We start from the raw sequence: 12,311 nt of genomic DNA, 5'->3' as shown, positions 1-12,311 counted from the left end.
CGGTGACGGGGCGGGCCGCCCCTCGGCGTACCCAGGGCGTGGGTCATCCCTCCCGTCGGGCGTTGATCCGACGCGAGTGACGACACACGCCCTAGGTCTGCGGACCTGCGTCCCGCGCGCCCGTGGACCGACGCGGCGGCCGACCCGGCGGCGGTAGTTTGGCGGTATGCCCACCGCGCCCAGTGACCACCGGCACCCGGCCGGCCTGCTGCCGGTCGACCGGATCCCGGTCGGCCCGCCGCCCCCCGGCCCGCTCCCCGCCTGCGAGCCCTGCCTGGCCGGCATTGAGGCCGTCAGCCAGGCCCTGCTGGCGATGAGCCGCCACCTGGAGGTCCGCGAGGTGCTGCGCCGGATCACCGCCTCCGCCCGCGACCTGCTCGGCGCCGAGTACGCGGCCCTGGGCGTGCCCGACGACCACGGCGGCTTCGCCCAGTTCGTCGTCGACGGCGTCACCGACGAGCAGTGGAAGGCCATCGGCCCGCTGCCCCGCCAGCACGGCGTGCTCGCCAAGATGCTGCACGAGACCGGCCCCACCCGGCTCGCCGACGTGCGCGAGGCCCCCGCCTTCGGCGGCTGGCCCGCCGCCCACCCCGAGATGGACGCCTTCCTCGGCATGCCCATCCTCGACACCGACGCCGCCGAGGACGACTCGCAGGTCATGGGCGTGATCTTCCTCGCCAACAAGCGCGGCGGCGGGGGCTTCACCGACCACGACGAGGAACTGCTGCGGATACTGGCCGCGCACGCCGCCCTCGCCCTCACCAACGCCCGCCTCTACGAGCGCAGCCGCGAGCTGACCCTGGCCGGCGAACGCGCCCGGATCGCCCACGACCTGCACGACGCCGTCTCGCAGAAGCTCTTCTCGCTGCGCCTCACCGCGAAGGCCGCCGCCAAGCTGGTCGACCGCGACCCGGCCCGTGCCCGCGCCGAACTCGCCGAGGTCGCCAAGCTCGCCGCCGAGGCCGCCGACGAGCTGCGCGCCGTGGTCGTCGAGCTGCGCCCGGCCGCCCTGGAGGAGGACGGCCTCAGCGCCACCCTCGCCTCCCAGGCGCAGGTCCTCGACCGCGCGCACAGCGCCGACGTCGCCTTCGCCGCCGACGGCGTCCGCGCCCTTCCGCCGGCCCAGGAGGCGGCCCTGCTGAGGGTCGCCCAGGAGGCCCTGCACAACGCGCTGCGCCACTCCGGCGCCCGGCGCGTCACCGTCACCCTGGCCGGCACGCCCGCGCGCGGGGCCGTCCTGCGCGTGCGCGACGACGGCCGGGGCTTCGACCCCGAGTCCGTCCGCCGCGCCGGCCGCCACCTCGGCCTGGCCTCGATGCGCGACCGCGCCGCCGCCGTCGGCGGCTCGCTCACCCTGGACTCGGCCCCCGGGAAGGGGACGGTCGTCGAGATGGAGGTCCCCGGTGCCTGACACCACACCAGTGATCCGCGTCCTGCTGGTCGACGACCACCAGGTGGTCCGCCGCGGTCTGCGCACCTTCCTGGAGGTGCAGGACGACATCGAGGTGGTCGGCGAGGCCGCCGACGGCGCGGACGGCGTCGACCGGGCCCGGGAGCTCGACCCCGACGTCGTCCTGATGGACCTCAAGATGCCCGGCGTCGACGGCATCGAGGCGCTGCGCACGCTCAAGGGCGAGGGCAGCCGGGCCCGGATCCTGATCGTCACCAGCTTCACCGAGCACCGGACCATGGTCCCCGCGCTGCGGGCCGGCGCCGCCGGGTACGTGTACAAGGACGTCGACCCGGAGGCGCTGGCCGGGGCGATCCGCTCGGTCCACGCCGGCCACGTGCTGCTCCAGCCCGAGCTGGCGGAGGCGCTGCTCGCCGACGACGGCCCCCGCCAGCCGCAGGGCCGCGGCGCCGCCCTGACCGAGCGCGAGCGCGAGGTGCTCGGTCACATCGCCGACGGGCGCTCCAACCGGGAGATCGCCCGGAGCCTGCACCTCTCGGAGAAGACGGTGAAGACGCACGTCTCCAACATCCTGATGAAGCTGGACCTCGCCGACCGCACCCAGGCCGCGCTCTGGGCGGTCCGGCACGGCCAGGCCCGGGAGACGTAGGCGGAGCGCCCCCGCCGGACCCCGCCGGCCGGTCCGAGGGGCGGAATTCAGCCCTTCTCGTCCACCAGCGCGTTGTACGCCGCCACCTGGGCCCGGCGGGCGGTCCGGCGCAGGGGGGCCAGCACCGCCTCGCGGGAGGCCATCTCGGAGGCACTGACCGCCGAGCCGTGGCCGCCCGAGGCGATCGACAGCAGCGCCGTCACCTGCCGGGCCGACTCCAGCACCCGGACGGCGCGCGGCGGGTACCCGGGGGCGAGCAGCTCGACGTGCCCGCGCCGCCTGAACGCCTCCAGCGCCCGCAGCGCCTCGGGCCCCGCCCCGGCCACGTCGAGACGGGCCAGCAGGGCCGTCGCCTCCCGCAGCCCGTCCGCCAGCTCGCGCTCGGCCTCGTGCAGCGACGGCACGTCGGCCGGGGGCGTGTCGTTGACCTCGGAGCAGCGCCAGAGCACCGTCGCGGAGCGGTCCCCGACCGGCCCGAACACCTCGACCTCCGGCACCAGCCCGAGCGGCGCCCCGACCGCCAGCACGGCCTCGCCCGCGCCCAGCGCGCGCTCGTTGAACGGCGCCGGACCGGTCAGTCCCAGCGGGTGCCCGGCGGAGGGCAGGGCCAGCCGCAGCCCCTTCACCCCCAGCACCCGCAACCGGCCCAGCGCCCAGGTGAGCCCGTGCCGCTCGCCCGGCGCGTCTCCGGGCAACCCGGTCACCCGGTGGCTCTCGTCACCGCCCAGCACCGCCGCGGCGGCGTTGTCGGGCGCCACCAGACCGGCCAACAGGGCATTGCCCCAGGCGGCCAGCCGCCCCGAACGGGGCTCTTCGTACGGATTGTCGGCAGGAGTCGCGAGCATCCGGCCAGCCTACGGAATCGGCGGTCATCCGCGTGGCGTAGGTTTGCCCATGCGCGTGCGGCGCACCCATCTCCGTGCCCACCGGCCGCCGGAGTAGGATGCCCCGCCCGCACCGACGGCCGAATTTCTGTTTTGGGGAAGGCATAGGCATGAGCGACGTGCTGGAGCTGGTGGACGTATCCGTGGTCCGGGAGGGGCGCGCGCTGGTCGATCAGGTCTCGTGGTCCATCTCCGAGGGCGAGCGCTGGGTCATCCTCGGCCCCAACGGCGCCGGCAAGACCACCCTGCTGCAGATCGCCTCCACGTACCTCTTCCCGACCGCCGGCAAGGTGTCCGTCCTCGGCGAGAAGCTCGGCGAGGTCGACGTCTTCGAGCTGCGCTCCCGGATCGGCCTGGCCGGCGCCGCCATGTTCGACAAGCTGCCCGCCGGACAGACCGTGCTGCAGACGGTGCTCACCGCCGCCTACGGCATGACGGTCAGCTGGCAGGAGCAGTACGAGCAGGCCGACGAGTCGCGCGCGCTCGCCCTGCTGGACCGGCTCGGCATGGCCGGCCTGACCGAGCGCAAGTTCGGCACCCTCTCCGAGGGCGAGAAGAAGCGCACCCTGATCGCCCGCGCCCTGATGACCGACCCCGAGCTGCTGCTGCTGGACGAGCCCGCCGCCGGCCTGGACCTCGGGGGCCGCGAGGACCTGGTGCGCCGCCTCGGCGCACTGGCCCAGGACGAGTTCGCGCCGGCCATGGCGATGGTCACCCACCACGTCGAGGAGATCGCGCCGGGCTTCACGCACGTGCTGATGATCCGCCAGGGCAAGGTGCTCACCGCCGGTCCGATCGACACCGAGCTGACGGCACGCAACCTCTCCAAGTGCTTCGGTCTGCCGCTGACCCTGGAGCGCCACGGCGACCGCTGGTCCGCGCAGGGCCTGCCGCTCGGCTGAGGCGCCCCGGAGCCCGCCCCCGACGTGGGTCGGAGCCCGCGCCGGACGTGCGTCGGACGTCCGGCGGGCCGCCGGTCGGAGGCGGGTCGCACGGGCGTCCGACCCGCGTCGGCCCCTCTCGGGAGCCGCTGAACTCGGCTGAACTCGGACCGGTCGCACGTGCGACCGGTTTCCGCCCCTCCACCTGCGGGAACTGACCGCCTCGAAGGCCCTTCGCTCCCTAGGATGGACACGTGGACAGCTGGATCTGGTGGCTCCTGGCCGCCGTCGGCCTCGGCATACCGCTGGTCGTCACCGCGATGCCGGAGTTCGCGATGTTCGCCGTCGGCGCGCTCGCCGCGGCCGGCGTGGCCGGGTTGGGTGCCGGGGCGGTGTGGCAGGTCCTGACGTTCGTCGCGGTCTCGGTCGCCCTGCTGGCCGTGGTGCGCCCCATCGCGTACCGGCAGATCAGGAAGGGCCCGCAGGTCAAGATGGGCATCGAGGCGCTTCCGGGCGCCACCGCGGTCGTCGCGGAAAGAGTCGACGGGGAGGGCGGGCGGATCAAGCTCAAGGGCGAGATCTGGTCGGCCCGCGCGCTCAACCCCGGCAGTGTCTACGAGCCGGGGCAGCAGGTCGACGTCGTCGAAATCCAGGGCGCGACCGCCCTGGTCGTCTAGGGGAGAGTCCGTGGAACCCGTCCTTATCGTCCTGGTCGTCCTGGTCGTGGTGGCATTCATCGCGCTGATCAAGACGATTCAGGTCATCCCGCAGGCCAGCGCCGCGATCGTGGAGCGCTTTGGCCGCTACACCCGGACGCTCAACGCGGGGCTGAACATCGTCGTCCCGTTCATCGACCGGGTCCGCAACAGGATCGACCTGCGTGAGCAGGTCGTGCCCTTCCCGCCGCAGCCGGTGATCACCCAGGACAACCTGGTGGTCAACATCGACACGGTGATCTACTACCAGGTCACCGACGCGCGGGCCGCCACCTACGAGGTCGCCAGCTACATCCAGGCGATCGAGCAGCTGACCGTCACCACGCTGCGCAACATCATCGGCTCGATGGACCTGGAGTCGACGCTGACCTCCCGCGAGGTGATCAACGCCGGTCTGCGTGGCGTGCTGGACGAGGCCACCGGCAAGTGGGGCATCCGCGTCAACCGCGTCGAGCTGAAGGCGATCGAGCCGCCGACCTCCATCCAGGACTCGATGGAGAAGCAGATGCGCGCCGACCGTGACAAGCGCGCCGCGATCCTCACCGCCGAAGGTGCCCGGCAGGCGCAGATCCTGCGGGCCGAGGGCGAGAAGCAGGCCGAGGTGCTCAAGGCCGAGGGTGAGGCACAGGCCGCGGTGCTGCGCGCCGACGGTGAGGCGGCCGCGATCCGCACCGTCTTCGAGGCGATCCACGACGGCGACGCCGACCAGAAGCTGCTCGCCTACCAGTACCTGCAGACCCTGCCCGAGCTGGCCAAGGGCGACTCCAACAAGCTGTGGATCATCCCCAGCGAGGTCGGCGACGCGCTCAAGGGCCTCGGCGGCGCGTTCACCGGTCTGAACGGTGGCGGCATCAACGGCGGCGCGGCCGCGGCTCCCAGCGCCCCGGCGCCGGCCGCCACCCAGGTCCCGCTCGACCCGGCGGCCGGTCCCCGCCCGCTGGACACCGACACCAAGGGTGCCGCCCGCCCCCGGGTGGACCCGGCCCGCGAGTACCGGAAGATCGACCCGGAGTGAGCTGAACCCGTCGCGTGACGCGTCACCGTCGCGCCCGGGACCGAGGGCCCGCCTCCCGTGCGGTACGGGGGCGGGCCCTCGACGTTCCCGCCGGGGCGCACCGGCGGGAATCTGCGCGAGAGGCGTCCGGCCGGGGCGGCCGGGTGGCGCGCTCGTTACGTCCGGTGAACGGTCGTGTGGTGTACGTCCCGAATCGTGGGCGGGCTCTGGTAGGCACACCCCGACGTCCGGCATGATCGCCTCGGACAGGTCCGAGACGAGAGGTGACCCATGACGCTCTGGGAGGCGATCGCCGTCCTGGTGGCGGGAGTCGGCGCGGGGATGATCAATGTGATCGTCGGCTCCGGGACCCTGATCACCTTCCCGGTGCTGCTCGCCGTCGGCATCCCGCCGGTCACCGCCAACGTCTCCAACGCCTTCGGCCTGGTGCCCGGCTCGCTCAGCGGCGTGATCGGCTACCGGCGGGAACTCGCCGACCAGGGCCGGCGGCTGGTCCGCCTCGGCATCGCGGCCATGCTCGGCGGGTTGGTCGGCGCCGTGCTGCTGATCGAACTGCCGAGCAGTGCCTTCGACGCGATCGTCCCGGCGCTGATCCTGCTGGCCCTCGTCCTGGTGGTGATCCAGCCCCGGGTGGCCAAGGCGGTCGCCGCCCGGCGCCGGCCCGGGGGAGACCCCGACGGCGGTCTGACGCTGCTCACCGGTGTCTTCCTGACCGGCATCTACGGCGGCTACTTCGGTGCCGCGCAGGGCGTCCTGCTGCTGGCCCTGATGGGCATGCTGCTCCAGGAGGACCTGCAGCGGATCAACGGCGTGAAGAACGCGCTGGCCCTGATCGTCAACGGCGTCGCCGCCGTGTTCTTCCTCTTCACCTCGACCATCAACTGGGCCGCGGCCGGGCTGATCGCCGTCGGCTCGCTCTGCGGCGGCCTGCTCGGCGCCAAGGTCGGCCGCAAGCTGCCGCCGCCGGCGCTGCGCGGGGTGATCGTGGTGGTCGGCCTGGTGGCCGTCACCAAGCTGCTCGTCAGCTGACCGACCCTCCGCCTCCGTCGGTTGCGCGCGCCCTGTCCCGCACCGCACGTTCGGGCGGCCCTGCCTGTTCCGCCCGTTCTGTTCGACCGTGCTCGATCCGGAGAAGACCATGGCCCTGGAGATGCGCGACACCTGCGAACGCTGCGCGGTGTCGCTGACGGCGGACGGCCCGGCGTCCCTATGCTCCTACGAGTGCACCTTCTGTCCGGACTGCACCGAGGCCCTGGCCGCCGTCTGCCCCAACTGCGGTGGCGAGCTGGTGCCCCGTCCGCGCCGGAAGGCCTGACCCTTCACCAGTCACCCCCGACCCCCGGGAGCGGTTCGATGAGCAGCAGAGCGCGTCTGACGGAGGACGAGATCACGGCCGCCCTGGCCGGCCTGCCGGAGTGGAGCCGGGACGGCGGCACCATCGTCCGCACCGCCGACGCGGCCGACTTCCCGTCGGCGATCCGGGTGGTCGTCGCGGTCGCCGAGCAGGCCGAGGCGCTGGACCACCACCCCGACATCGACATCCGTTGGCGGACGCTGCGCTTCGCGCTCTCCACCCACAGCGCGGGGGGCCTCACCGAGCTGGACGTCACCCTCGCCGGCCGGATCGACACCGCCCTGCGGGCCGGGGCCGCCTGACGGTCCCGGTCGGTTTCCGTCCCGTCCCGTCCTGGCTGTCCCGTTGCGCCCGGCTGTCCCCGCGCGGCTCCGTACCGCCTCCGGACTGCCTCTGCACTGCCTTTGAACCGGCCCCGAACCGGCTCCGAACCGGCCCCGAACCGGCTCCGAACCGGCTCCGAACCGGCTCCGAACCGGCTCCGAACCGGCTCCGAACCGGCTCCGGACCGACCTCGCGGAGGCCGGAAGGAGGCGCTCCGGGTGGCGTGAGATGCTGGCTGCCGCATTGCCGGCGGTCGGGAGGGACGGAACGGATGGCACAGGATCCCCTCGGAGACGCCGCACAGCAGCCGTGGTACCCGCAGCAGCCGCAGCAGGACTGGCAGACGGGGTACCCGGACCAGCAGCAGTGGCAGGGCGGCCACGGGTACGACGCCGGCACCGGGTACGCGGAAGCCGGCTACCCGGAGCAGGGTCAGACGCGGCACGGCCGGATACCGTACGGCCAGATACCGCAGGACTACGGTCAGGGCGGGTACGGCCAGGGCGGTCAACCGCAGTCCGGGTACGGCCAGGGCGCGTACCCGGGGGCCGCGGATCCGCAGGCCGGGTACGCGGAGACCGGGCCCGGACATCCGGACACCGGGTACGGCCAGGGCAGGTACCCGGACGGCGGACACCAGCCGTACTACCGGTACGACGACCACGAGCAGCAGCGGTACGCCCCGTACGCCGTCCCGCAGCAGCCGACCGGCGAGGAGCTGTACGCGCCGGCGGGTGCCGAGTACTCCGCCGACGGCTATGTGCACACCGAGCCCGAGCCGGCTGTCGGGCCCGAGGCCTTCGAGCCCGATCCGGGGGCGGCCTTCGTCGCGCCGGAACCCGTCGGCCGCACGGCACGGTCGGCCGGGCGGCGAGGCGGGGGCGGGACCGGGGGTGGTAAGGGCGGGACCGGGGCGGTGAAGGCGGCCGGCGGCGCGCGGGCCGGCCTCGGGGCCAAGGCCCGTGCCGCGGCCGACGCGGTGGTCTCCGCCGACCACGCCCCCGACCGGCGGGCACTGGCGATCCGGACCGGCGCCGGAGTCGCGGCACTGGGCGTCCTGGTGGCGGCCGCGCTGGTGGTCGGCGCCCAGGACGGCGGCGACGCCTCCGCCCGGAGCACCGGAGGCGAACCCGGCTTCACCGTCGCCCATGCCAAGATCTGGTCGGCCCAGCCCGCCGCACTCAAGGCCGGCGCGGACGGCACCCTGGTCGGCAGCTGGTTGCTGGCCGACGCCGTGGTGCGCGCCGATGCCACCGGCGTCCACGCCTACGACCTGGCGGCCGGAAAGCCGACCTGGTCGGTCGAGTCACCGGCGGCCGGCACCGCCCCCTGCGGGCTCTCGGCGACCGTGAACGAGGCGGGGGTGGGCGCTGTGCTGTTCCGGAGCGGGCCCGATCCGAAGAGCCCGTGCAGCCTGGTGGCCGCCGTCGACACCAAGAGCGGCCGGACGGTCTGGAGCAAGCCGCTCTCCGAGGCCAAGGGCGGCTACTCGGCGCGCGTCGGTGTCACCGAGGACAAGGTGATAGCGGTCGGCGACGACCACGTGGTCGCCTGGGAGTCCGCCGACGGCAAGGACGTCTGGCAGTACACCGGGCAGGGCAAGTTCTGCACCCTCTCCGGCGGGGTCACCGGGAAGACCGTCATGGTGGCGAGCTCCTGCGCCGACTCCACGCCCGTCGACCAGGCCGTCTCGCTGAACACCGCCGACGGCAAGGTGAGTTGGTGGCGCGGCCTGAACAACCAGCCGAAGACGGTGACGGTGCTCTCGGCCGAGCCCTCCGTCGTCCTGACCACGGGGGAGAAGCCCGAGGACGACAAGGTGTTCGCCTGGGGCCCGGCCGGTGACCCGGCCGCCGAGATACCGGTCGCTGCCGGGGAGGGCAGGCTGGACGCCGCCCGGGGCACGTTCTCGGCCATCCCCGGGGTCTTCTTCCAGGACCGGACGATGGTCACCACGCTGGCCCCGGCGAACGCCGGCGGCGCGGTCTCCGTGGTCGGCTACGACCTTGACAGTGGCAAGCAGCGGTGGAAGGCGGCCGCGGCCGAGAAGGGCGACGTCCGGGCGGTCGGCGTGGACGGCGGCGCGCTGGTGCTCGCCGCCGACGAACGCCGCGACCAGCCCGCCCACCTCAGCCGCTTCGCGCTGGCCGGCGGCCAGGAGACGGTCGGCGGCAACTTCCCGCAGGGCACCGGCTCGCTGCTGGTCTCCGGCCGCGTGCTGATCGGTGGCGGCCGGGTCGTCGCGGTGCCCGAGCACTCGGCCAACTTCGGGACAGCGGCCGGGTACCAGGCGAAGGGCTGAGCCCGCCCCGGCCGCCACGGCGCCGCGCGGCGCCCGGCCGGGAAGCCGGGCACCGCGCGGTCACGCGCCGGGGGGAGCCACCAGGCGGGTGGTCACGCGGCGGAGGGAGCGGCCGCGGCCGGCAGCCAGTCCGCCAGGTCCCGCAGGTCCGAGCCGCGCAGGCCCAGCGCCATCATCAACGTCGCCTGCGGCGTCGGTACGAACGGCGTGCGCAGCAGCTTCATCCCGGCCTGCTCCGGCGTTCGGTCGGCCTTGCGCTGATTGTCCTCGGAACAGGCGGCCACGGTGTTCAGCCAGCTGTCCGCCCCACCACGCGACCGGGGCTGCAGGTGGTCCACGGTGGTGGCCCGGCGCCCGCAGTAGGCGCACAGGTGCTGGTCCCGGACCAGCACGCCGCGACGGGACCACGGCGCCTGTTGTCGGAACGGCACCCGGACGTAGCGCTGGAGTCTGATCACCCGGGGCACCGGGACGGAGACTCCGGTACCGCGGATGCTCCGCAGCGGATGGGCCTGCTCGACCACGGCCTTGTCCTGGAGCACCAGGACCACGGCGCGCTGGAGCGACACCGTCGTCAGGGGCTCGTAGCTCGCGTTGAGAACCAGCGTGTTGCGCACTTCGGCACACCCTTTTCCCGGGCGTGCCACGGCGGCACGACCGTCTCCACACACGTCACTGCCGCCGCACGGCGGTGGGACCACTCTGAAGGGGCCCCGGGCCGACGAACAACGGAATTTCCGGTGGAGGCCAGGGGTGGGTCGGGCGGGGGAGGGGCTCCCGGCCGGCCGCCTCGGCGGAAACCCGCCGGCCGGAACCGCGTAGGCTCTACCACGCTGGAGCCGTCCCGCACCGGGGCCCGATCGACCGGGTCCGCACCGGAGGGGCGCCCGATCGAAGGAGAAGCGTGACCGTGACGGACATCGTCGACGAGCTGCAGTGGCGTGGACTGATCGCCCTGTCCACCGACGAGGACGCGCTGCGCAAGACGTTCGCGGACGGCCCGGTCACGTTCTATTGCGGCTTCGACCCGACGGCGCCCAGCCTGCACCTCGGGAACCTGGTGCAGATCCTGACCATGCGCCGCATCCAGCAGGCGGGGAACCTCCCGCTGGGCCTGGTCGGCGGCGCCACCGGCCTGATCGGTGACCCCAAGCCGACCGCGGAGCGTGTCCTGAACGACCCGGAGACGGTGGCCGCCTGGGTCGACCGCCTGCGTGGCCAGATCTCGCGCTTCCTCGACTTCGACGGCCCCTACGCGGCGCGCATGGTCAACAACCTGGACTGGACCTCCGGGATGTCGGCGATCAGCCTGCTGCGCGATGTCGGCAAGTACTTCCGCGTCAACAACATGATCGCCAAGGAGGCCGTCGCCCGGCGGCTCAACTCCGACGCGGGCATCAGCTACACCGAGTTCAGCTACCAGATCCTCCAGGGCATGGACTACCTGGAGCTGAACCGCCGCTACGGCTGCACCCTGCAGACCGGTGGCAGCGACCAGTGGGGCAACCTGACCGCCGGCACCGACCTCATCCGCAAGGCCGAGGCCAAGTCCGTGCACGCGCTGGCCACGCCGCTGATCGTCAAGGCCGACGGCACCAAGTTCGGCAAGACGGAGTCGGGCACGGTCTGGCTGGACCCCGAGCTGACCACCCCGTACGCCTTCTACCAGTTCTGGCTGAACGCGGACGACCGGGACGTCCCCACCTTCCTGCGGATCTTCAGCTTCCGCTCGAAGGAGGAGATCGAGGAGCTGGAGCGCGAGACCACCGAGCGCCCGGCCGCCCGCCTCGCCCAGCGCGCGCTCGCCGAGGAGCTGACCACCCTGGTGCACGGTGCCGAGCAGTACGACCGTGCGGTGGCCGCCTCCAAGGCACTGTTCGGCCAGGGCGACCTCGTCGATCTGGAGGGGCCGACCCTGGCTGCCGCACTGGCCGAGGTCCCGAAGGCCGAGGTCACCGAACTCCAGTCGGTGGTGGACCTGTTGGTCGCCGTGGGCCTGTCGCCCAGCCGGTCGGCCGCTCGTCGGACGATCAAGGAGGGCGGTGCCTACCTCAACAACGTCAAGGTGACGGACGAGGAGGCGGTTCCGACCGGGGCCGACCTGCTGCACGGTCGGTGGCTGGTCCTGCGCCGCGGCAAGCGCAACCTGGCCGCCGCTGAGCTGGTCTCGGCCGGCTGAAAATGCACCACCGCTGACCTGCGGTTCTAAGCCTGGAGGGCCGGATCTGGACAGATCCGGCCCTCCGGTGTTTGACGTGGTCGTCCTACTGGCCTAGTGTTGGACGAGTCGCTGAAGCGGGCGGGTGCACGGCAGGCCGAGAGGTCGCCGCGAGCCGGCCGAGCGGCCATCGCAATCGGCAGGCCCTACTCTCACTCACAACCCATGAACATGGGTCGTTCGGCGTTTTCGTCGAACAGTGGGAGCGGGGAATTTCGGGACAGTTCCGAAATGAGCTAATGTGAAGGCCGCCGCAGAATAGCGGACCTGACCAGCGAGGGTCGGATGAATGAAACTCCGGGTAAACGGAGCGGAAATCATCTGGTAAGCTGGAAATACGAACGAAGCGCCCGGAGGGCCCGCTGGAAGGCGGTCCGAAGGAAGTGTCCGTTCCTTGAGAACTCAACAGCGTGCCAAAAGTCAACGCCAGATATGTTGACATCCCCGGCCTCAGATTGTTCTGGGGTTGGAGATTCCTTTATGAAGTAAACACTAGCGAGGACGCAGTGCGCGGGGCCGCCCTATTCCGGTGGTTGCCGTGCCGCTCGACGCGAGTG

The 12,311-nt window shown here is 72.8% G+C and carries 12 protein-coding genes; 10 read left to right on the top strand and 2 right to left on the bottom strand.

Features of this window, described 5'->3' with window-relative positions; translation table 11 throughout:
- The first annotated feature begins 313 nt into the window (after positions 1-313).
- Complete coding sequence (locus ACFXHB_RS13705; RefSeq protein WP_380574386.1) at positions 314-1,411, top strand: GAF domain-containing sensor histidine kinase; 1,098 nt, start codon at positions 314-316, stop codon at positions 1,409-1,411.
- Entirely contained in the window at positions 1,404-2,060 is a 657-nt protein-coding gene (locus ACFXHB_RS13700; RefSeq protein ID WP_380574252.1) for a response regulator, read from the top strand. Before ACFXHB_RS13705 ends, ACFXHB_RS13700 begins: the two co-directional genes overlap by 8 nt.
- Positions 2,061-2,107: 47 nt before the next feature.
- Here the strand turns inward: ACFXHB_RS13700 and ACFXHB_RS13695 are convergent, their stop codons facing one another.
- Entirely contained in the window at positions 2,108-2,905 is a 798-nt protein-coding gene (locus ACFXHB_RS13695) for a hypothetical protein (RefSeq protein ID WP_380574251.1), read from the bottom strand.
- A 149-nt stretch (positions 2,906-3,054) separates the two neighbouring features.
- On the opposite strand from ACFXHB_RS13695, the gene ACFXHB_RS13690 reads away from it, so the two are divergent.
- From ACFXHB_RS13690 to ACFXHB_RS13660, 7 genes are all read left to right on the top strand, one after another.
- The gene (locus tag ACFXHB_RS13690; protein ID WP_380574250.1) at positions 3,055-3,846 is read left to right on the top strand and encodes an ABC transporter ATP-binding protein; all 792 of its coding nucleotides are present in this window, start codon (positions 3,055-3,057) and stop codon (positions 3,844-3,846) included.
- 233 nt (positions 3,847-4,079) lie between these two features.
- Positions 4,080-4,502 (top strand): NfeD family protein, encoded by a 423-nt coding sequence (locus tag ACFXHB_RS13685; RefSeq protein ID WP_380574248.1) that lies wholly within the window; start codon positions 4,080-4,082, stop codon positions 4,500-4,502.
- A 10-nt stretch (positions 4,503-4,512) separates the two neighbouring features.
- Positions 4,513-5,556, top strand: coding sequence for an SPFH domain-containing protein (locus tag ACFXHB_RS13680; protein WP_380574247.1), 1,044 nt, complete (start codon positions 4,513-4,515; stop codon positions 5,554-5,556).
- A 270-nt stretch (positions 5,557-5,826) separates the two neighbouring features.
- Positions 5,827-6,585: a sulfite exporter TauE/SafE family protein gene (locus tag ACFXHB_RS13675; RefSeq protein WP_380574245.1), complete on the top strand. Its 759-nt coding sequence runs from the start codon at positions 5,827-5,829 to the stop codon at positions 6,583-6,585.
- Between the two features lie 109 nt (positions 6,586-6,694).
- A complete protein-coding gene (locus ACFXHB_RS13670; RefSeq protein WP_380574385.1) occupies positions 6,695-6,871 on the top strand; it encodes a DUF1272 domain-containing protein in 177 nt (58 codons plus the stop codon).
- Positions 6,872-6,909: 38 nt separating this feature from the next.
- Positions 6,910-7,212 carry a 4a-hydroxytetrahydrobiopterin dehydratase gene (locus ACFXHB_RS13665; RefSeq protein ID WP_380574244.1) on the top strand — a complete coding sequence of 101 codons (303 nt, stop codon included), beginning with the start codon at positions 6,910-6,912 and terminating at the stop codon, positions 7,210-7,212.
- 293 nt (positions 7,213-7,505) lie between these two features.
- The gene (locus ACFXHB_RS13660; protein WP_380574243.1) at positions 7,506-9,536 is read left to right on the top strand and encodes a PQQ-binding-like beta-propeller repeat protein; all 2,031 of its coding nucleotides are present in this window, start codon (positions 7,506-7,508) and stop codon (positions 9,534-9,536) included.
- A gap of 92 nt (positions 9,537-9,628) precedes the next feature.
- Here ACFXHB_RS13660 and ACFXHB_RS13655 read toward each other — a convergent pair whose 3' ends face one another.
- Positions 9,629-10,153: an HNH endonuclease gene (locus ACFXHB_RS13655; RefSeq protein ID WP_380574242.1), complete on the bottom strand. Its 525-nt coding sequence runs from the start codon at positions 10,151-10,153 to the stop codon at positions 9,629-9,631.
- 293 nt (positions 10,154-10,446) lie between these two features.
- Between ACFXHB_RS13655 and tyrS the strand changes: the two genes are divergently transcribed.
- Positions 10,447-11,715 (top strand): tyrosine--tRNA ligase, encoded by a 1,269-nt coding sequence (gene tyrS, locus ACFXHB_RS13650; protein ID WP_380574384.1) that lies wholly within the window; start codon positions 10,447-10,449, stop codon positions 11,713-11,715.
- Positions 11,716-12,311 lie beyond the last annotated feature (596 nt).

The sequence above is a fragment of the Kitasatospora sp. NPDC059327 genome (assembly GCF_042752535.1).
Taxonomy (GTDB): domain Bacteria; phylum Actinomycetota; class Actinomycetes; order Streptomycetales; family Streptomycetaceae; genus Kitasatospora.
The sequence above is the reverse complement of the archived record's forward strand: the minus strand, read 5'-3'. Positions and strand labels throughout refer to the sequence as shown.